At 34.1% G+C, this 21,106-nt stretch carries 21 protein-coding genes and 1 pseudogene; 6 read left to right on the plus strand and 16 right to left on the minus strand.

Going from position 1 to position 21,106, the window contains the following annotated elements:
* Nucleotides 1–16: 16 nt before the first annotated feature.
* Together LpgJCM5343_RS05185 and LpgJCM5343_RS05190 are read right to left on the minus strand one after the other, a co-directional pair.
* Nucleotides 17–862 (minus strand): TFIIB-type zinc ribbon-containing protein, encoded by an 846-nt coding sequence (locus LpgJCM5343_RS05185; RefSeq protein WP_101890745.1) that lies wholly within the window; start codon nucleotides 860–862, stop codon nucleotides 17–19.
* A gap of 19 nt (nucleotides 863–881) precedes the next feature.
* Nucleotides 882–2,708, minus strand: coding sequence for a mucin-binding protein (locus LpgJCM5343_RS05190; protein WP_113532401.1), 1,827 nt, complete (start codon nucleotides 2,706–2,708; stop codon nucleotides 882–884).
* Nucleotides 2,709–2,908: 200 nt separating this feature from the next.
* On the opposite strand from LpgJCM5343_RS05190, the pseudogene LpgJCM5343_RS05195 reads away from it, so the two are divergent.
* From LpgJCM5343_RS05195 to LpgJCM5343_RS05205, 3 genes and pseudogenes are all read left to right on the plus strand, one after another.
* A pseudogene (locus tag LpgJCM5343_RS05195) lies at nucleotides 2,909–3,594 on the plus strand (TMEM175 family protein).
* Nucleotides 3,595–3,860: 266 nt separating this feature from the next.
* Nucleotides 3,861–4,298: a LytTR family DNA-binding domain-containing protein gene (locus tag LpgJCM5343_RS05200; RefSeq protein ID WP_101890747.1), complete on the plus strand. Its 438-nt coding sequence runs from the start codon at nucleotides 3,861–3,863 to the stop codon at nucleotides 4,296–4,298.
* A 1-nt stretch (nucleotide 4,299) separates the two neighbouring features.
* A complete protein-coding gene (locus tag LpgJCM5343_RS05205; protein WP_003648761.1) occupies nucleotides 4,300–4,713 on the plus strand; it encodes a DUF3021 domain-containing protein in 414 nt (137 codons plus the stop codon).
* 55 nt (nucleotides 4,714–4,768) lie between these two features.
* Here LpgJCM5343_RS05205 and budA read toward each other — a convergent pair whose 3' ends face one another.
* From budA to LpgJCM5343_RS05230, 5 genes are all read right to left on the minus strand, one after another.
* A complete protein-coding gene (budA, locus tag LpgJCM5343_RS05210) occupies nucleotides 4,769–5,485 on the minus strand; it encodes an acetolactate decarboxylase (RefSeq protein ID WP_162496242.1) in 717 nt (238 codons plus the stop codon).
* Between the two features lie 19 nt (nucleotides 5,486–5,504).
* Entirely contained in the window at nucleotides 5,505–7,184 is a 1,680-nt protein-coding gene (gene alsS / locus LpgJCM5343_RS05215; RefSeq protein ID WP_101890749.1) for an acetolactate synthase AlsS, read from the minus strand.
* A 132-nt stretch (nucleotides 7,185–7,316) separates the two neighbouring features.
* On the minus strand, nucleotides 7,317–8,075 hold the full coding sequence (locus LpgJCM5343_RS05220; protein WP_003648758.1) for an ABC transporter permease: 759 nt from the start codon (nucleotides 8,073–8,075) through the stop codon (nucleotides 7,317–7,319).
* Nucleotides 8,072–8,710, minus strand: coding sequence for an ABC transporter ATP-binding protein (locus LpgJCM5343_RS05225; protein ID WP_101890750.1), 639 nt, complete (start codon nucleotides 8,708–8,710; stop codon nucleotides 8,072–8,074). Before LpgJCM5343_RS05225 ends, LpgJCM5343_RS05220 begins: the two co-directional genes overlap by 4 nt.
* Before the next feature lie 204 nt (nucleotides 8,711–8,914).
* Nucleotides 8,915–9,760 (minus strand): Rpn family recombination-promoting nuclease/putative transposase, encoded by an 846-nt coding sequence (locus LpgJCM5343_RS05230; RefSeq protein WP_101890751.1) that lies wholly within the window; start codon nucleotides 9,758–9,760, stop codon nucleotides 8,915–8,917.
* A 204-nt stretch (nucleotides 9,761–9,964) separates the two neighbouring features.
* On the opposite strand from LpgJCM5343_RS05230, the gene LpgJCM5343_RS05235 reads away from it, so the two are divergent.
* Together LpgJCM5343_RS05235 and LpgJCM5343_RS05240 are read left to right on the plus strand one after the other, a co-directional pair.
* Complete coding sequence (locus LpgJCM5343_RS05235) at nucleotides 9,965–10,222, plus strand: AbrB family transcriptional regulator (RefSeq protein ID WP_101890752.1); 258 nt, start codon at nucleotides 9,965–9,967, stop codon at nucleotides 10,220–10,222.
* Nucleotides 10,223–10,534: a type II toxin-antitoxin system RelE/ParE family toxin gene (locus LpgJCM5343_RS05240; RefSeq protein ID WP_077958881.1), complete on the plus strand. Its 312-nt coding sequence runs from the start codon at nucleotides 10,223–10,225 to the stop codon at nucleotides 10,532–10,534. It begins immediately after the preceding gene.
* A 70-nt stretch (nucleotides 10,535–10,604) separates the two neighbouring features.
* Here the strand turns inward: LpgJCM5343_RS05240 and abc-f are convergent, their stop codons facing one another.
* The 4 genes from abc-f to LpgJCM5343_RS05260 all read right to left on the minus strand — a co-directional run bounded on the left by abc-f (nucleotide 10,605) and on the right by LpgJCM5343_RS05260 (nucleotide 14,373).
* Nucleotides 10,605–12,113 (minus strand): ribosomal protection-like ABC-F family protein, encoded by a 1,509-nt coding sequence (gene abc-f / locus LpgJCM5343_RS05245; RefSeq protein WP_113532403.1) that lies wholly within the window; start codon nucleotides 12,111–12,113, stop codon nucleotides 10,605–10,607.
* Between the two features lie 264 nt (nucleotides 12,114–12,377).
* Nucleotides 12,378–12,752 carry a DUF2255 family protein gene (locus tag LpgJCM5343_RS05250; protein WP_035429674.1) on the minus strand — a complete coding sequence of 125 codons (375 nt, stop codon included), beginning with the start codon at nucleotides 12,750–12,752 and terminating at the stop codon, nucleotides 12,378–12,380.
* A gap of 10 nt (nucleotides 12,753–12,762) precedes the next feature.
* A complete protein-coding gene (locus LpgJCM5343_RS05255; protein ID WP_113532404.1) occupies nucleotides 12,763–13,803 on the minus strand; it encodes an alcohol dehydrogenase catalytic domain-containing protein in 1,041 nt (346 codons plus the stop codon).
* A 33-nt stretch (nucleotides 13,804–13,836) separates the two neighbouring features.
* Nucleotides 13,837–14,373, minus strand: a complete 537-nt coding sequence (locus tag LpgJCM5343_RS05260) for a flavodoxin family protein (RefSeq protein ID WP_101890755.1) — start codon at nucleotides 14,371–14,373, stop codon at nucleotides 13,837–13,839.
* 114 nt (nucleotides 14,374–14,487) lie between these two features.
* On the opposite strand from LpgJCM5343_RS05260, the gene LpgJCM5343_RS05265 reads away from it, so the two are divergent.
* The gene (locus LpgJCM5343_RS05265; RefSeq protein WP_077958876.1) at nucleotides 14,488–15,351 is read left to right on the plus strand and encodes a LysR family transcriptional regulator; all 864 of its coding nucleotides are present in this window, start codon (nucleotides 14,488–14,490) and stop codon (nucleotides 15,349–15,351) included.
* 75 nt (nucleotides 15,352–15,426) lie between these two features.
* On the opposite strand, the gene LpgJCM5343_RS05270 is transcribed toward LpgJCM5343_RS05265, so the two are convergent.
* From LpgJCM5343_RS05270 to LpgJCM5343_RS05290, 5 genes are all read right to left on the minus strand, one after another.
* A complete protein-coding gene (locus tag LpgJCM5343_RS05270) occupies nucleotides 15,427–17,343 on the minus strand; it encodes a subtype A tannase (RefSeq protein WP_113532405.1) in 1,917 nt (638 codons plus the stop codon).
* A 220-nt stretch (nucleotides 17,344–17,563) separates the two neighbouring features.
* A complete protein-coding gene (locus LpgJCM5343_RS05275) occupies nucleotides 17,564–18,322 on the minus strand; it encodes a LysR family transcriptional regulator (protein ID WP_158577503.1) in 759 nt (252 codons plus the stop codon).
* 162 nt (nucleotides 18,323–18,484) lie between these two features.
* Nucleotides 18,485–19,471 (minus strand): YeiH family protein, encoded by a 987-nt coding sequence (locus tag LpgJCM5343_RS05280; RefSeq protein ID WP_370738415.1) that lies wholly within the window; start codon nucleotides 19,469–19,471, stop codon nucleotides 18,485–18,487.
* A gap of 242 nt (nucleotides 19,472–19,713) precedes the next feature.
* Nucleotides 19,714–20,175 (minus strand): hypothetical protein, encoded by a 462-nt coding sequence (locus tag LpgJCM5343_RS05285; RefSeq protein ID WP_101890758.1) that lies wholly within the window; start codon nucleotides 20,173–20,175, stop codon nucleotides 19,714–19,716.
* Nucleotides 20,176–20,442: 267 nt separating this feature from the next.
* Entirely contained in the window at nucleotides 20,443–21,006 is a 564-nt protein-coding gene (locus LpgJCM5343_RS05290; RefSeq protein ID WP_101890759.1) for a metal-dependent hydrolase, read from the minus strand.
* Nucleotides 21,007–21,106 lie beyond the last annotated feature (100 nt).

Below are 21,106 nucleotides of genomic sequence, written 5' to 3' on the forward strand. Positions count from 1 at the left end.
TTATGTTATGTTTTATTTATTTAATTAGACATCCAGATCCTAATCTCACAATGTGAAAAGCGCTATCATCGCGTGCTAACAAACCATTGTTATAAACCATAATCTGTTTTCTTCCAGTAATAAAATTATAATAAACTAGGTAATTTAAAGTATAATCATTACCCTTTTGAGAAACATTCAACAATTTAATTTTGATATTAACATCATTCGGTTCCCAACTTAAAGTTACGTCACGTAATTGACGAAAATCAGAATTATTTTCACCAGAAATAAACTTATTTGCTTGCGGTTTAGTAAATACGCCTGTTAAAAAGTTTTTGATTTCTTCTTGATTGCTTATTGCAGGTTGGACTTGCGTAGAGGTAAATAATTTTGTATTAGTATCTTGCTTCTGAACTGATTTACTTTGCTTATCTTGTTGCCTAGAAGAAGTTTTACTTGTTGCACTTTTTTTAACATGATTATGACTGTTATTAGAACTACTTTCACTAGAAGTGCTATGTTGAATTGAATTAAAATTGCTTCCAACATAAAAACCAATATAGCCAAAAGTCAAAAATGCTAGACAAGCTAATAACCATAACCAGCCTTTATTCTTTTTAGCTGCTTTATTTTTTCTAGCTTGTTTTAATTCTTGGGTTTTTGCGACCTCAACTTTTGAGTTAATGTTTTTTTCAATCTTTTTATTTTCTGGTTTAGTTTTCTTTTTCTTCTTTGGCACATTATTTAACTTTATGCCCATCATACCCAAATCGCCTGGAATTTTAGCATTAATATTATTCACAAAATCATAGCCACAAAATGGACATTTAGCTTCCCCAAGATTTACTTCTTTACCACAATTTGGACACTTTTTATTCATTCTTAGATTCAGCTTTCTTTTAATTTTTGTTCTTATTATCTTTATTCAAAATTGAAATTAAATCTATTAATGATTTAAGAACATTCATTAAATTCGCAACAACTGGATTTGATAAATTATTACTGTTTTGACCGATAAGCTCATTAACACTGCTCTTCAATTGTTGCAATTGCATATTTTGCTCAGAATTTTTACTTAACCCCACTGTAAAGACTTGTGTTGTTAAATCATTTCCATCAAATTTTTGAATCTTATTATTTCCATCGAAATTATTAAAAATGACATGATAACCTGCTTTTTCAAGCCCTGCTATAGGAATCGATGTGCTATATAAATCTGTGATATTTTCATTAGGCTTGCCAATTAATGGACCTGAAGAAGTTATCTGTTTCCCTTCATGATCTAAATCAATAAAGTTCACAATTGCAATTTGATCGTTAGTACTCGAAGCAGTATAAAAATCAGCTGCAATTTTTTTGTAGATAACTTTAATATCTTTATTTGAATTAGATAAGGTAATTATTTTGTAATTACTTTTATAGCCTGGAATTTGAGGAATTATTTGTTTAGTACATAGCTTGGTCGGATCATCGGGATCTGTTGCTAAATATAAAGCTTCTTTTGTAGGTATTAGCTTTCCATCTTCATCAATTGGAATTATCTTATTATTGCGGATGTAAGATACCTTGATTTCTGATTTGCTATTAGTTATATTTTCAGTTTCTATTTGAGAAAGATTACTATGATATCCTTTAACGACGGGAACTTGAATCTTGTCAGGAAAGTCTTTCTTAACGGTCTTCCATTCAGTTGGATAGGTATTGTTTTTAACTATTTTATCCAAAACTAATGAAAATAAAACTTTTCGCTGCAAATGCCTTGTTTTAATAATATTTTCTGGCGTCTGCTTACCTGCGCCACTGAATTTAATCGTAAAAGTTATATCTTTTCGGTATTCTTCAGGATCCACCTTTTGATAGGGATGCGCCGAGTCTACAATTATTTCATCACGTCTAAGCGTTACTATGAAGACTGGAACATAACTATCATTATTGCCAAAGAATTGAATTCCTTTACCATTAAAACCATTGTCAATTAGCTTGAAACCCCTAGCTATTAAGTCATTTAAATCATTATTAATATCGTAATTAATAGGAAAATTGGGTTCTCCCTCTAATTTAGTAGTTTTAACGATAGCATTATTTGCTGTTAAATTTACATATTGAATAATAGCTGCTTGTTTATTTGTTGAGGGATGCTCATTTAGCTTATATTTTACAAAATATTTCTGATTTCCATCATCGGGTACTATCTCCTTACCACCTACCGTAGTTTTATCAGGAACATAACCCGGTAAGGTTGGAACACCAATTTTTAGAAAAGTATTGGCATTTGAAATCCAGGCCGTTTTTGATACTATTTCTTTTGTAACTGCATCGATTTCTAAGGTTCGATAAAATTCGACCGAATTAACATTATCAATGGGTGTCCTGCTCCCTGCTCCAGAATAGTGAACTATTTGTTTTATCGTTCTCTTTACTTGGTTAAGCGAAAAATTCTTAGTGATATGGTTAACATCAATAATCTTCTTTTGATGTGACACATTAATATTGACAATATTATCTTTTTTTCCAAAAGTTAATGCCATCTTCCTGCCAAAATTAGATGGGATTTGATAACCATGATTTTGAAGTTCATCAATAATTGATCCTAAATCAATATTGATTTGTTTGCCCTTTTTACCAAAAAAGCTTTTGTTAGTGATGATTTGATTTTTATTATCTGAATCTACAAAATTGATAATTATTTTTCTTTTCTTTGAAAATATATTAAGCAAATTAATCACATTTTCCTAAAATAACTATTACTTTTCACTCCTATTGTAACTTTTTTCATGAATATATTGAATAAACTTTATATATTATGTTATTAATTTGTTTGTATCGTTGTGAAAGAAAAAAGAAAAATAAAAAGCGACTCCTTTCACTAATTGAGCAAATTCAAGATAAGTGGGAAGAAATCGATTAACAGAATAGGAATATAAAAATGAGAAAAGATAAACATCAACACAATTTTAACGATTTTTCAGATCAAGAAAAAGAAAAGTTAAAAACAGTTCGGCAAGAATTAGCACAGGCTCAAAAAAAAAAGAACCTGAAAGACTCTGGGAACATTTACAAACTTTTAATGATGGCGTAATGGCGATTATTATCACAATTATTGTTTTAGAAATTCAGCCAGCAATTCATGAAGTGCATTATGAACAATTTATTGCTAATATCATCGTCTTTTTAATTACTTTCTTTGTAGTCGCCGACTTTTGGTATGACCTGCACTTAGCATTTTCATACTATATTTTTAAACCAACAAAAACGATTGCAATACTAGATTTCTTCTTCCTTGCTGATCTTTCGCTTCTTCCTGTAATGACTAAGTGGATTATGGCTGAAAGCTCAACTTTTGCAGTTGCTAACTTCGGAATTGTATTTTTAGTTGCCAAAATTTTAGAATATCTAATTCAATACTTTGGCGCAAAAAAGACAGCAAAATATTCACAGATTATGAATATTATTATCAGTAGATCATTCATTAGAAAGGTTGCTGTTACCCTATTTTTAAATGTTATTTTGATTATTCTGTCATTATTTATTCCAAAAATAGCTATGATTCTGTACTTAGTTATTCCGGTTACTTCATTTTTGTTTCCTGTTAAACACAATAAGATAGTTTGATTAAATTACAATTCTTTATGTCAAATATTTATTTATAACTAGCTTGTATATATTTTACTTTCTTAAACAAAATGCGAAAAAAAGAGCAATGAGTTCTTCAAAATAGAAGGATCATTGTTCTTTTTTTATATTTTTTCAAAAATATCTTATTTAATACTCGTTAATTTATTATTTTTTACCGATTACTGCATCTTTTTAACCGATAACAAGCAAAATAAAGTTTTTTTATTTCTAATCTCTATAATAAAAATTGAAAGGAGTTAAAAATGAAATTCAAATTATTCATTGAACCAAGTAAAGCAGAAATAGTGGAAGCTTATGTACATCAAAGAAGTGATTTTTCAGCTCAACTAAAAGAGTTTGTTTTATCAAATGGCAATTCAAATACAATTGTAGCTTACGATGATAAAGATTTAACTATGGTCAGTTTTTCAGATATTGTCATGATTACAATTGTTGAAAATAAGGTTCTAGCCATCTGTAATAATGACAAGCAATATCATATTAGAAAGCGACTGTATCAACTGACTGATCTTCTTCCATCCAACTTTTGGAAAATCAATAAATCAGCGATAGCCAATCGAAACTATATTGACCACTTTGAAGAAACCAAAAACTCTGGAGTCAATATTATTATGAAAAATGAACTAACTGACTATGTTTCAAGACGTTGTTTTGCCAAAATTAGAAAGGAACTGAATTAAAATGAAAGACTTTATCAAAAACTTTGTTAAAAGTGGACTACAGGCGGCTGGCTTTGGTCCTCTAATTCTTGTAATCTTTTACTCTATTTATTCTTTTACTATTAATTTTCAGACTATTTCAGTTCAAGATGTAAATAAAAATATTATCTCAAGTCTCTTACTTGCTTTTATTGCTGGAGGCATCAGCGCAGTCTTTAAAGTTGAAAGAATTCCACTTGGACTTGCAACAACGATTGATGCTATTGTCATCTACCTTGATTATCTTCTTTTCTACATCCTTAATGATTGGATCAAGTTACAAATTATACCATTCCTTGTTTTTACAGTTCTTTACATTATTGGCTACTTAATTATTTGGCTATGTATTTACCATCAAGTAAAAAATCAAGTCCAAAAATTGAATCAAAAACTATAAACAAAAAATGCGTATTATCTTCGTCTCAAAAACGTTGATAATACGCACTTTTCGTTTAGCCTTCTGCTTTTTTAATTTGATCATGCATATCTGCTATATCTAAATCTTTATCTAAAAATTCCTGGTTATCTAATGGCAAATGCTGGTCGATCGTAGTAAATGGCTGTAAATAAACTGTTGCTTCACTGACATCAAAGTTTAACAAGTGGCCTCCAATTGACTTATCATCTGCTAAAAAATGTAGGTGAAATCCCGGTGCTGCCATTCCTTGAAACATTTTTGGTGCAAAGTAACCTATTACTGTCCCTGAAACATCAGATTTTTCAAATACGGCTTGTTCATTTGCTACGGCAAGCAATGGTTTATAAGGTCTAGTTTGCTTCTCAACTACTCGTGTTTTAACAGCTGAAAACTTACCTACAATCTTAACTGCAAAAAATACATTTTTATAAGGATAAGTTTTCAAAATGTGCTCTTCTAACTCTTTTTTGGTCAAATTTCTAGCAGTAAACTTATCTTTTATCTGCTCAAAATGAACTGTCGCAAAAGGCACTTTCTCTTCAGCTTTTAAAACTCTGATTTCTCCATTACTTTGAGCCAAATAGGGTGTATGGTCTAGCACAATCATTTCACCATCAAGACCACTTGCTGTGCCAATGCCCCAATCACCATGCTTTAACAGGTCTTCAATTGTCATTGTTCCATTAAATAATCCAGGCACCAGCATCCCTAAAGTGCCATGCTGGAATACTTTACTTTCATATTTTTCCATGATATTTTCCTTTCCAGAGTTAATGAATCTGGTCATCTAACAACGTCTTGCCTAATGTTTGGTTGAAACTATAATCAACTGGCACATCAACAATTGTTGGTCCTTGTTCTTTAAAGGCTTGATCTAAAACCTTATTTAAATCAGCTGCTTTTTCAACGCGGTATCCTTTGGCACCAAAACTTTCTGCATATTTAACAAAATCAATTGGTCCAAACTTAACAGCCGCTGAATCCCCATACTTCATTTCTTCTTGGAACTTTACCATATCATAATTACCATCATTCCAGATGATATGAACAATATTTAAGCCTAAGCGAACCGCTGTTTCTAAATCTTGAGAAGAGAACATAAAACCGCCATCGCCTGACATAGAAACAATCTTAGTATTTGGTCTAACTAAAGCAGCTGAAATTGCCCAAGGAAGTGCAACTCCTAGCGTCTGCATCCCATTACTAAAAAGTAAATGTCTAGGTTCGTAGCTTCTAAAGTGTCTTGCCATCCAAATATAGAAACTACCCACGTCTACTGTCACTGTCATATCATCAGTTACCCTATCTTGCAAAGCTTGAATGATACTTAGGGGATGACTTTTAATTTGGTCTTTAGTTACAGTAGGTGGAGTATCGCGCTTTTGCAAAGTCTTACGCAGAGAATCTAGGTAGTCTTTAGATTCTTCAGGCATTGAATAGCCCTCCATATATGGTAGAAGGAAATCAAGAGTCTGTGAAATATCTCCAACTAACTCACGTTCAGGTTGGTAGTTCTTATCAATTTCTGCACGCATAGAATCAATGACAACAATATTAGCACTGCGGTCAGAATTCCAGTTACGAGGCTCATATTCAATCGGATCATAACCAATTGCAATTACTAAGTCACTTTTCTTAAGCAATTGATCTCCTGGCTGATTTCTAAATAGTCCCACGCGACCAAAGAAGTCGTCCTCTAATTCACGTGGAATAATTCCAGCTCCTTGGAAGGTTTCAACTACTGGTAAGTGAGTTTCAGCAATTAAACGTCGAATCGCATTGGTCGTTTCTGGATCAGACGCTCTCATTCCAAGTAAAAGAACTGGTAATTTAGCTGCCTTAATACGTTGAGAAAGCAGAGTTGATTCGATCGGACTTGCTGGTCCAAGCTTTGGTGCTTCTAATGGCGCAATCACGCTAGTCTTTACTTCTGCGTCAGTTACGTCTTGCGGAACTGAAACAAAACTTGCACCCTGCTTAGCAGCTTCAGCTTCTTGATAAGCATTGGCAATTACTTCAGAAATATTTTCTGGCTCTTGAACTTCAGCACTATATTTAGTAATTGGTTCAAATAAAGCTGCGTTTTTCATACTTTGGTGAGTTAAGCGCAAAAGATCTGTTCTTTGAACTTGGCCTGAAATTGCTAAAACTGGGTCTCCTTCAGCTGTAGCTGTTACTAGGCCAGTTGCTAAATTTGAAGCTCCAGGACCTGAAGTTGTTAATACTACGCCGGGCTTCCCAGTAATTCGTCCTACTCCAGCAGCCATAAAGGCTGCGTTTTGTTCATGACGAGTCAAAATAAATTTTGGTGTACGCGAATTCTTAGAATGTTCAAGCAATTCAAATACGCGATCGATTTTTGCCCCAGGAATTCCAAAAACAAATTTCACATCATGATTGATTAAGCTATCTACAATAGCGTTAGCACCGTAATACTTTTCTTCTGTCACGACAAATTCCCTTCTTCCATTTATTTCATATTCTTACTTACAATTTACAAGTATACATACAAAATAAATGACTTTCAAGTAAGCGGATTTCTTCACAAAAAATAGGCCTATTGACATTCAAGTCTGGCCTATTTATTTTAATTGCATTCTCTCATTAAAATAATTTCGATAAGCTAAGTAACCTGCAATTACAGCCCCTAAACTTGTTGCGCTTAAAAGCATAAAAGTAATCATAATTTGATACTTAATTGCATAAATCGGATTAACGCCAGCAAAAATCAAGCCTGACATCATCCCCGGTAAGTTAACCAAGCCAACAGTCTTAGCCGAATCAATTGTTGGTTGCATGGCTGTTTTGATGCTTCTTCTTAAAATTGGCATCGAGGCTGTTTTAATATCGCTGCCTAAGGCTATTTTTTCTAGTATTGATTGACGCAAATCATGAAAACTTTCATTTAATGACTTATAACAGAGACCGACAGCTACCATTTCATTACCTGCAATCATTCCAGTAATAGGAATAACTTGCATTGGTATCGGTTTAATCACTCCTGAAAAAATTAAAATTGCCAAAGTTGCATATGTACCAACAGCTTCTGCAATGACAGAATTATAAAATTTTTTATCAGGATTAGGATCTCTCTGATTGGCATTCCAAGACGCATTAAAAATAATAACTAAGGTTGATACAAAAGTTAACCAATAATTATTTACATGAAAAATAAACTTTAGAACATAGCCAATAATTATTAGCTGGACAATTGCACGAATCACGCTAATTAAAATATCTTTGGTTAAACCAAGTTTCTCTTTAGCAGAAATTGCAATTGAAACTAGAACTAGCGCGAAGGCAAAGACTAACGACCAATTGCTTACCATTACATTTTTCATTCAAGGATGCCACCTTTTTTTATCTTAATAATATTCTGAGCTTTGTCTATTTCACTTTGATCGTGAGTAACTTGAATCACTGTTACACCCTGTTGATGAACTCGCTCAATCAATTGATGTATAATCGCCTTATTGTCTCCATCTAAACCCGTGGTCACTTCGTCTAAAAGCAAAACTTTCGGTAAAAAAATCAAATTTCTAATCAAAGCAATACGTTGTTTCTCACCGCCTGACAGACTAGTGATATCCTTATCTAAGTAATCTGCTTCTAAACTTACCTCATGCAATAACCGTAATATACGCTCTCGATCAACTGCTTGTTTTCTAATCTCATATGGAAAAGATAAATTGTCCGCTACTTTTTCTCCAAATAAAGATGGCTGCTGGAAGCAGTAAGAAACACTTCTGCGATAAGTCACGGGATCAATTGTCATAATATCTTTTTCTCTAAAAAAAATCTTTCCACTAGTTGGATTAATTAAGTTAGCAATTAGCTTGAGAATAGTACTTTTGCCCGCGCCTGACGGTCCAATCAGTGTCAAAAAAGCACCATCTTCGATTTTAAAAGATATATTTTGTAGAATCTGCTTCTGTCCCACTTGATAAGCTACATTTTGCAGTTTTAAAATAGCCATCTATTTTCTCCATCATAAAATCAACTTGTAGTTTTCTTCATATAATTAACTATAATCTTTTTTAAGCAAAGAATAAAAGCTGAGCAAAGGTCTTATTTTAAAATTATTTAATATACAAAAGAAGCACTGATAACCAGTCTAATTAAAGATTGATTTATCAGTGATTTTTTGGTTATTTTTCTTTCCTTATAAGGAAAAATGCTTCTACTTCAAAAATTTTTCTAACTCCTCATCAGAAAAATCATCACTATAATCCTGTTTTAGTTCTTGCAAGATCTGTTCATCGCTTTGATTCATTCTCTTTAGAATCTTAACTATTTTCCGTATATCAAAAATTCTTGCTTCTCTTCTTCCTTGCTCCAACCCCTGTTCTACACCTTGTGCAAGTGCCATTTCTTTAATTTGTTCCGTATTCATCACATGTTCACTCCATTCTTCTGTTTTACGATAATTATCCATTGTCTTTTTGATTCGTTTGATAAATTCACTATTTGTAGTATTTTTACCTTCCATCAACGAATAAAAATCTTCTAGTCCTTGACTAACGCTGCCTTTCTTCCCTTTGCTGTTTAAGTATATTATCTCAGATTCGTCGTTCAGTTCAACAGATTTATCTTCTCTAGCAGAGTAAGTGAAAGTATATCGCTTCAAGCCTTTGCCTTTAGGATCAAACGGCAAAATAAATATTACATAGACAGCTGTCAATTCGCCATATTCTTCACCCTGATGCAAAAATCCATCTTCCATCATCTTATACATGTAGTAGCGTGCTCGTTTATCCAAGTCTTTTTGCGGTGCGACCTGCATCTCTATATCGTACCTTCTACCCTGACTGCCTTTTATCAACACATCCAGTACAGAAAACTTCTCTTCCTTATTAAATGCTATTCTTTCCTGCGTTCGCACAGTAAGGCCTTGAATATCCAAATCTGGTAAAACCTCATGCAAAAACATCCGGCAATTCACTGGATCCTTCATCACATTCTGAAACATCAGATCGTCTGTGATGCCAAGTAATTTCGCCACATCTGGCTTTTTCTGCTTTTTCACGAAAAAGTTCTCCTAATAAATAGTTTAAGAAATCAATTCTCAATATCTATTACGCGAATGTGACGTTTATTTTTGCATAAAATAGTAGTTTTTTTAGGAAATGTAAAAAAAGAAAAATAGTCTATCCATTTTTTAATAGTTTGCGCATCTCATTTAAGTTATAACATGTTATACTAAAGGAACAATAAGAAAGGATGATCAAACATGAAAAAACTAAAAGTCAGAAAAATTGGGAATTCTCTAGGCAGTATTTTTCCAAAGGACTGGGAAGTTCATGATGGAGAGCTACTTTCCTACACAGTTGATAAAAAAAATCATCGAGTAATTATCGACTTGAGCAAAAATGATTTAGAACATGATCGTGCATTAGTAGAAGAAGGTTTTAAAGACTTTGAAACTGGAAATTTTGCTACAGAGAAAGAAATGAAAGCCATGTTTGGCAAATACAGCTGGGGAAAATAAATGGATACTATCATTTATTCTGACCATTTTACTACATCCCTAACTAACGAAATTTCTTACTGGAAGAATACTCTTCTTCTTTCAGACGAGGAAATAACAAAATATATTTCTTTAATTTACCATAATATACAGTTGCTATCTGATTTTCCTTATCTTTATCAAAATGTACATCAAAAATATCAATTGGATAAACCAACTTACAAAATAACTATTGGCAAAAAATATGCAATTTTTTATCGAGTCAGCGAAAAGAATCACACAATAATCATTGGGTCATTTTTTAGCAACAAACAAATGCGACTAGAATTCTAACTTAATCCTATACTCAAAAAGAGGATAATTTTACATTAATGCTGTAAATCATCCTCTTTTTAAATGCAGTTTAATTTGATATAACGATCCGTTGATCTGCTACTTGCTCAATAAAGTACTTATCATGTTCAATCAACAACATAGCTGGCTTAACTTCCTGCAATACCTTAATCAACTGATCTTGGTTGAATACATCTAAGTAATTCGCTGGCTCATCCCACAAGTATAAGTCAGCTTTCTCAACTAATGACTTAGCAATAGCAACCCGCTTCTGCTGACCCATACTCATCTCTTCAATAGGAGTCTCAAAGTTTGAACGGGGAAAGCCCATCTTCTTTAACATATTAAGCAAGTCTTCATATGATATATCCTGCTCTTGAGCAAATTTTCTTAAGTTTCCTCTATATATAGTAAAATTCTGAGGTAGATAGGATATTGTCAATCCACTTGCTAAACTATACTTTCCCTGATATTTAGTTTCTCTTGCTTTCCCCAGCAACAACTTTAGCAATGTCGACTTACCAGCTCCATTCTTGCCTTCAAGCGAAACCACGCCGTGATTCCTTACCACTAAGTTTAGATCAGTAAACAATTCCTTATCTTGAATGCTTAATCCTAACTTCTCTGTTTCAAGCAGAACTTGATGATAATTAGGGCAATAATTCATCGTTAGGCTTGGCACATCCTCAATATTTACCATCAATCCTTCTTTTTCTTCAATCCGCTTATCCATTCTATTTCTAGCACTAATCGACTTTTTCATCATCTTCGCCGATGCATGACCTAAAGCTGCCTTATTGATTCTAGACCTTCGGTTAATAATGTGTTGCGTTTTTTTACCAAGTTTCTTTTTAGCTTCTATCTTTTGTGCCCAATGGTAGAATTGTTCCTTTTGCCGATGAAGATTACCAATTTCACCAGCTAGTTTTTGATTTTTTTCCCGGTTGAATTCATCTCTTTCTGCTTTAACTTCTTCATAGGTCGCAAAGTTGCCTTGATACAAGTGAATTTCTGTATTCTCAATTGCTAAGATATGATCTGTCACCTGATTCAAGAAGTCCCGATCATGGCTAACCACAATATAACCTTGATGATGCACACGCAAATAATCGCTAACTTCCTTACGACTTGCTTCATCTAAGTGATTAGTTGGTTCATCAATCAGAGGAAATAAATTTTGATCAGTAAACGAAAGCGCTAGCAAGATCTTCGTCTGCTCGCCCCCGCTCAAGCTATTAAAAGGCTGCCAAATCAAATTCGGATCAGCACCTAGTAAATTCAACTCACGTTCTAACTCCCACTGCTCAAATTGCACCTCATTCTGCAATTCATACAAAGTAATATCTTTAGGATCATTAATTGAAATAGGATAGTAAGAGAAGTTCAACTTAGTTTGTATCTTACCTCTCCCTAGTAACTTCCTATTTAATAGCTTCAGAAACGTTGTCTTTCCGCGTCCGTTTCTACCAACTAAGCCTAGATGCCAAGAATTGTCTAAGTCCAGATTTAAATTATTAAAAATATTATCGCTACTATCTTCATATCTAAATGATAAGTTCGAAATCTTGATACTACTCATCAACTCACCTCGAAAAAAGAGCCTGCACTTATGACAAGTACAGACTCTTTCTGCTTTTAAGATATTAAAAGCAGATAGTGCCTCGCTTTAATCTTGTCAAAAGTGCATAGTCTTTCCTACATAAATGGAGTACTTATTTAACTATGCTTTTTTCACAAGATTAAAGACGCAACGGCGACCCTTCTTTCTAAGAGATGAATTTCAATTGATGAGATTAGAATATCATGAAATTTTATCACTTTCAATAAGAGATATTTCTTTTTTCTACTTTTTCACAATTGCAATTGTTGCCTTAGCCACAGGATCTGATACCATCAAGTCAATTGGATACTGACCATGATATTTTTTATTAAAAGCTTCGGTAACATCCTTAATTAATTCTGCGTTATTAACTGCTTGGTATTTCACTTCAAACTTTTGACCAGCGACTTCAATTTGACCGCCATTTTTGGTTCCAGCTTGATACCATTTAGTATCCTTAATCCCTTTAGCACCGCGAATGAAAACCTGATTATCGACAGTTACTTCCCAGACAGGATTGTCTTCTTCAAAAGTTGTCTTATCATCATTATAAGGACGATTGTGTAAAGTTTGAGCCTTATCAAAAGCAGCTATTTCTTCATTTGTCCACTTATTCATATTTTTCTCCTTAATCACTAACTTTAATGTAGGACTTAATTACTTTTCTATCTGCCATATCTTGATAAGCTTCATTAATCTGATCTAAATCATATGTCTTAGTGAAGACCTTGCCTGGATTAATCTTGCCATCTAAGACAGCCTTAAGCAATACTTCCTTATCATAAGTAGTCACTGAAGCTGGACCGCCGGCAACACTCATATTCTTGTAAAAAATCAAACCCGGATTTAATTCAGCTCCGTGTGGTAAACCAACACGGCCAACAATTGCACCCGGACGACCAACTTGCACAGCTTCTTCGTTAGATAACTTACTGCCGACACATTCTAAGACTGCATCCGCACCACCACGCGTAATGGAGATCAAATTTTGAACTCCTTCCTCATCTCGCTCAGCCACATTGTCAGTTGCACCAAATTCACGTGCTAACTTTTCACGATCTGGATGACGACTCGTAGAAACGATTTGCTTAGCTCCACGCAATTTTGATGCAATAATTGCGGACAAGCCAACTGCACCATCACCTAAAACAATTACTGAATCTCCGGGCTTTACATTAGCTACACGAGCCGCATGATAACCAGTTGCCATTACATCAGCTAAGGCTAAAAATGACTTAAGCATTCCTTCAGTATAATCTTCAGGCTTACCCGGAACCTTTACTAATGACCATTGTGCATGCTGGAAACGCACATATTCTGCTTGATAGCCACCAGAGAAGTTTTCACTCAAGTCATGATTCATACATACACCGTCAAAACCTGCTAAACATGCCCGGCAATGACCACAACCATGGGTAAAAGGAGCAATTACAAAGTCCCCCTTTTTGACGGTAGTAATATTTTTTCCAATTTCTTCAATAATTCCAATAATTTCGTGACCGCTATTTTCATGACCTTGCTCTTCTAATCCACGGTATGCCCACAAATCTGAGCCGCAAACACAAGTACGAAGGACCTTAATAATTACATCGTCATCTTTTTCAATCTTAGGCAATGGTTTATCAATAATTTTCATTTCGCCAGCCTTAACAAATTCTGCGTATTTCATTTTATTTTTCTCTTTCTTCCTATATACAATGTTTTATTTAATACTCTTACCTAAGTTATAAGCCGCTTGAGCAAATTTCGCTAATTTTTGCTTATTCCATGAATCATCGGCATAAATTTGATCAATCATTTGCCAGCGCATATAGTCGCTCAACTTCTGCATATGAAGCTTAACTGCATCCATATCTTCTTGCGTACCATACCCGGCCATCATAAAGACCATTTTTTTATCCTTTAATTCATGATTATAATCATAAAAGCGATCAATGACTGTTTTCAGCTGAGCATTAATTTCAAAATAATAAAGTGAAGATACCAAGACAACCACATCTGCATCTAATAACTCTGGAATAACTTCCTTTTCTACCTCATCATTATCAGGAATGCCAACTTCCATACCAGGCGCATGCTCTAATTGTAAAAAATGCGGCTGACTATCTCCTTGAAGACCTGCATCATAACGATAAATGTGATTGCCGGCTTCTTTTACACCATTTTCAAAATTATCAGCTAATTTTTGTGAAGCACCTTCATAATGAGGACTACCAGTTAAAATTACTACTCGTGCCATAAGTCATTCTTCTTCCTTTCAAACTTTTCATAAATGATTATACGAAGAAGATCTATACTTGAAAATTCAGAGTTTTTAATGCTAGGATAAATGTAATTTATAGTGAGGTAAGTTATGATTGAAAATTATTTATTAGAAGAATTAGTGACTTTTGCCAAATACGGCACAGTTGCTAAGACTGCCGAAGTATTAGGTCTAACCCAGCCAGCGGTCACTCATTCCATGAAAAAGCTCGAAGAAGATTTAGGCGTTACTTTATTCATTAGAAAACCAAATAAGCTCTACTTAAGCGAGACTGGTAAATATACAGCCCGAGAAGCTAAAAAGTTAATTGATGATAATCTTGATTTTACTAAGCGAGTCAAGCAATTTGAAAAAGATCAAACCACTTTAATTGTTGGCGTGAATGCACCAGGGCCGGGAATCGTTTTACGATCTTTACATGACCAGAATATCCAGATCGTTAGTGATTTAGTTGAATCTAATTTTGAAAATTTATTAGCTGACCATCAAGTAACTTGCCTTTTGCTTAACTTTCCAATTGAAGACCGCGACATTACTTCAACTTACTTAGGCACAGAATCAATGTCTGTTAACTTACCTGCCGAATGCAATCTTAATCAATATAAGGAACTATCCTTCAAGATGCTTAAGGGTAAAACAATCTTAAGCCCTTCACCAATTGGCTTTTGGACTAAGATTTACCAAGACGAGATTCCAGATAGCAAAATCATTTTTCAAAATGAATCCAGTGAATACAGCGAGATTTTACAATACTCTGTTTTACCTTTCTTTACGACAAACTTAACGAGTTTAGACTCACAATGGGGACTTAATTTACCTAATAATCGTAGCGTTCGTCCATTAAAAGACGAAGTAGCCCATCAGAAGTTTTATGCTTGTTACTTAAAACAAAATAAAGATCGAGTCCAGCCTTTAATTGAAAAATTGCAAGATCAATGGAGTAAATATGATTAAAAAAAGGCGATTGCACAAATAATGATGTGCAATCGCCTTTTTGATATATTGGTATTTTATAAATGTATATCACAGCTAATTTTTTAAACACTTATTAACCCACTTAATAAAGTTGGTTTCGTTATTTCCAGTTCTTTCAGCTTCAGTATGTCCTTGACCCCAAACCGTAGCAAAGTTAACACTTTTAACCTGACTATCTTGCTTTAAAGCTAAAGCTAAGTTAGTTTCAACAGTTAATGCAGTATCGCCCTGATTAATACCAGTTCTAATCCTCCAGTATTTAGCTACTTTAGTCGTATTATAGCCCTTGTAGTAATCAGACAAGTAATACATTGGATTATACATGTTTAATCTTGTAGTCATCGTGTTTCCTTGAGCATCTTTTTGCTTTAAATCTGATGCAAAGGCACTAGCATAACTAGATTTGTAATTCTTTAATTTAGCATATTTACTTGCATTTTCACTAAGTAAATTACTCATCGTAGAATCAAAGTGGCCATTTTTTCTCGTAGTTGTTGCAAACAAATTATTTTCGGTTTGTTGACGAGTAAGTCCATCAAAAGCTCCAACATCCTTTGAGGCTTCTTTACAATGAGTCACAAAAGCTTTCAAACTAGTGATTTTGGCAGTATTAGTTTTAGCGTTATATTTTACCCAAGTGCCGTTCTTATTCAAAGACTTAATGTAACTTTGAACGGTCTTATATGTTTTACCACTACTTTGTGAACCACCTGGTGCGCCAGCGCCACCATTTGGCATGCTACCACTTGGCTTCTTGCCGCTTGGTTTACTATTATTACCATTCTTCATGTTATTGCTTGGTGCACCACTCGGTTTTTGACCTGAATGCTTAGAACCAGATTGTTGTGCAGCTCCACTTGGACCATTCATTGAAGTAGCTGTATATGGGAACTTAGTATCCTTCAAGAAATTATTAAGCGACTGCTCTACTTCTGCCTTTAAATATTCGGCATAAGTCCCTGAAGTATAGATACCTGAGCTTGACTTCTTTAAGGTAAGTTTTTGGTTCTTACTATCCTTTAAACCAAGTTTATTAATGTATTCAGCATACTTTTTAGCCATATCGTTTGATAAAGCCTTGGTAAAAGTGCCAGAGGCACGTGTTCCACTAGTTGAATACTGTCCCATATTCCATTCGTAAGCTTCATTAGCAGTATCTAAACTAGTAATTGGGCACCATGACATCGCACCTTCAGTTGCATCGCTTGTAGCCTTTCCAGAAGTAGTAGCAAGCGGTGCTCCGATTGCCTTCAAGTATTTAATGTAAGCCTTGCTATTTCCGGAACTACCTACAATAGCACTTTGAGCACCACCACCACTGTGGCCAAAAGTGAAAATACGATTAGTGTTTCCAGCTATTCTATTTTCATTCAAACGCAAAGTTCTAATAGCTGCCTTCAAATCAGTAACACCCCATGGTGAAGATCCGTTAGAACTATCAGTTTGATTTAAACCACGGCAACCAGCAAGAACATAGATAAATCCTGCCTTAGTAAACTTGGCTGACCCAGATTCATAACCAGTTGGTGCTTGCTGTGCCGAATAGCCTGGTGTATTAATTGGCATTACAATTGGTGCAGTTGATGCAGTATAACCATTTACTTTCTTATTAGTATTAATTGAAATCTTATAGGTATTAGTACCAGATTTTTTGGCATTTACATAAGCTGCTGGAATATAAATTCCCATTGATTCATAAGAACTCTTAGTCTTAGTACCGTATTTAACGTTTACTTGATAGTAAACCTTATTTTTAGCGTTATAGTGCCATTTACTTGAATTAATTAGGAGCTTTTTAGCATTGCTAATGTCGCTATTAGATACTTGATACTTAGTTGCTTTAGCAACAACTTTACTAGTATTAGCTGAAGAAGAATTATTATTGGTGGCGCTTGTTTGACAAGCAGTAAGTAAGGTTAAAGAGGTAAGCACCATTCCTCCTAGCAAAATTACTCTTCTTTTTCCTTTCATAATCAAGATCCTTTCTATAAATAAAACTATATTTATGGAATACTAATTGGCTCTATTTTGATAAAAAACACTGTGCTTAGCAATTCTTTTTTTGGATAGTTCAATTCCAAAAGAGAATATTATTTAACTAAGTAATTCCAAAAATCGCTGGCTATCTTAGTAGCTTGGTTAGGTTGTCGCACGCAAACTAATCTGGTAGAAAAAGCTGACTTAATCGGTACTAAGCTACATCTTTCATTTTTTTAGGAGCATGCATGAGAATACTAATTCCTTCATTATTCTTAACTAGATTTAAGATCGATTTTATGTTGTGGCTGGCAAAAGAAAATTGAGGCTCAAACCCACTTTCTCGGCAAAGGTCAAATACCGTGTGATATAACATTTCTTCACCTGAATAGAAGACAAAGTTTTCATTCTTTAAATCAGCTAGTTTTAAAGATTTTTTTGTAGCTAAAGGATGTTCAGAATTTAGACAAGCACAGAAAGATTCATGATCAACTGTAAATTCCTCAAAATCGGATTTATAGCCATACGTAGTTCTTACAAAAGCAAAATCCAATTTACCCTGCTGGAATAAATTTGTTAAATAGTTTATTTCACCTTCTTTAATAATTATTCTTAAATTTGGGTTCTGTCTTTTAAAGTTACTTATTTGATCAAAAAAAGAATAATTCCAAAAAGTCGGTAAAACACCAATAATAATCTTATCGTCCCGATCCTGAAGACAGTTTCTCAAATCAGACAAAGCTTGATCGTTCAATTTGATTATTTTTTGAGCAGCTGGAAAAAGAATTTTGGCGTACTCCGTCATTCTTATTTGACGCTTTGCCCTGATAAATAGTTCACAGTTCAGTTCTCTTTCAAGTGATTTAATTTGTTTTGACACACTACTTTGGTTTATAAACAAATTTGCTGCAGTTTTTGAAAAACTCAAAGTAGAAGCCAATTCTACAAAAGTTTTTAATTTATTAATTTCCATAATTATCATCCTTTTAGGCTTTAAATCCATTAAAGGAAATTATTCTAAATGAATCAAGATAAATAAGCTTGTTTTAAAAAAAGCCAAACTAATTAATTTTTTTATAAACATATAAAGAAGCGATTGCATAAGATTTAAGATGCAATCGCCTTTTTACTATATTTAAAAGAATAATTTACTCATGATAATCATGAAAATCATCAAACAAGTTGAACTAATTGCTGCAGCGCCAAAAACGGTGCCACCGCGCTTAAAGATCACATTGAAGTTAACTGAAATTCCAAGCGCAGCCATTGCCATTCCTAAGAATACGTATGCTGCTTGAACCAAACCATCCAAAACTACTGGCGGAAATGGTAAGAATGTTCCTAAAACACTAGTTAAGATGAAACCACCTAAGAACCATGGAATTGGCAATTTTTTAGGTGCTTGCGTGTGATCCGCTGCACTCTCTTTAACTAGTCTTCGCTGATACCAGTAACCAACAATCAGGGCAACAGGCGCTAAAAGTAAAACACGAGAAAGTTTCATAATCAAGGCGCTATCTAAACTAGCTTCGCCAAATGCATTTCCAGCTGCAACAGCGTGAGCAATTTCATGTAGAGATCCACCAGCTACAATTCCAAACTGTGAATCAGTCAATCCCAGCATTGGCTTGATCACAATTTCAAGTAACGTAAAGACGGTTCCCATTACGCAAACTACCGCAACCGCAAGAACTTCGTTTTCTCTCTTACGCTCTTCATCGCAGCTCTCAATTTGAGGAGAAACACCCATTACAGCAGCTGCCCCGCAAATACCAGTACCGCAAGCAGATAGAACCGCTAATTCGTCTTCTGCCCCAAATTTTTTACTCAACCAATAAGTTAAGACAATCGTACCGCTGACGCCTAACATTGCCACTAAAATAGTCTTAATCCCAGCATCAGCTAACTTGGTTAGATTAAGCCTAAAGCCTAGTAAGATAATTCCAAGTCTCAAGAACTTATTAGAAATAAATCCAATTCCAGGTGCTGCCTCTTCTCTAACCCCTACTGGTAAAACCTGTAAAGATATTCCTAATAGCAACGCAATTACTAAAGCACCGATTAAATTGAGATATGGCAATTTAGCAATAAAAATTCCAGCGACAGAACAGATTAAGGTCATTACTGCTGCTAGACCGAATGATCTACTTTTAACAATACTTATCAATAAAAAATACCTCCAGTTTAATTGCCTATTCCAACCCAGGAAAATTTACGGAATCTGCAATTTTGTAGTGTTATAAATTGATTCTCTCTAGAAAGCGAAATTTTATAGATACTATATTATCGGATTTTAAGCTAAAAGTAAATTAATATGCTCATTAAATCACAATTATTTTAACTGATATAAAAAAGGATAAAAGCCTAAATCGTACTTTTATCCTTCAATTTTGTGAGATTATTCATAAAGTCTTTAAGATCAATCACTGTTTCAAAAGTGATAAAAAATAGTAATGCCTTAATCCATGATCGACTAAGTAAGAAAAAGAAGATGACTATTATTACCATGAAGCCAATAGCCATAAACAAAGCTAAAAAAGTCATCCCTGCGCCAAACGAATTCATAATTTCCTTAAGACTGCTTGGCTCATTTTTAACTAATAATGACAAGGCGCGATATTGCTTGCTACTTCTGATTCTAAAAGAAAGTATGGTAAAGATCATTGCGATGATAATCATCAAAGAACCCAGCAATTGAAATGACATACTCATCGCTGGCTGTCTAAAAATAAGTATTCCACCAACAATTAAAAATAAATCAGCAATCAAGTTATAACGCAGACGCTTATGTTCTAATTTGGCAAAAATTAAATCGTTTGAATCCATAATTCATATCCTTTAATAGTTTCATTATTATCAGTATACTGGCTAAATTAAAAATGACCAAGAGCAATTTTAACTCTTGGCCACTTTACTTTCTATTATCGCCCTTTGTGGACTGTGTCATTTTCAACTGGAATAGCCTGACTTTTCATATCTATCACAACATATAAAAGACTAATTAAACCAGCTACTACTAATAATTGGGACATACTAGGACTCCTCTCTTGGAATCTTCCCCCACTAATTATCTTACAGGTGCGCAATGACTTTTCAAAACAAAAAGACTTGCGTCGCTGGTGTTAAGGAAATCCAGATCCAGTAAAAAGTTATCGTTATTACAGCTAAATAGGACATAAGAGTTAAAAATTTTTCAAAACAGCCACCAACTTTATAATGAAACGGTGACTTTTTCTTTTTCTTATAAAATGGAGCTAACCACTCTACTCCCTGTTTACTAAAGCTATCTTGAATTAAATGCAAAAAATAGCCAATTACTAGACCAAACCAAAGTGCACTCCAGTAATTCTGCGAAGTTAAATTATTAATCCGAATAGGGATAAATTTACTCATTAAATAATATAAACCACCAGAAAAGACTGCCCAGCCAAGAAAAGAATGTGTGATTCCGCGGTGTCTAAGAAAAAGGCTGAAGTTAATTACTGACTTCTTACTTGCTGAACTATTGTATTCGTCAATGTCAGGTAAAGAAGCGCCGATTGCAGTTGCAGCTAGAATAATAATGTTGTTAACTGGATCAATTAACAAGCGATTCGTTAACAATAAACTTAATTCGACGATTGCAATACTGCAAATCCGATGCGACTTAGTCAGCACTTCTTTTCACCCTCTCTATAGAACATACATTCTATTGTACCAAATTTCGCACCAGAATGGGAACTTGTATATCGCAAGGCAGGAAAAAACGTCCAGCTTT

Origin of the sequence: Lactobacillus paragasseri (assembly GCF_003584685.1) — a bacterium.
GTDB lineage: Bacteria > Bacillota > Bacilli > Lactobacillales > Lactobacillaceae > Lactobacillus > Lactobacillus paragasseri.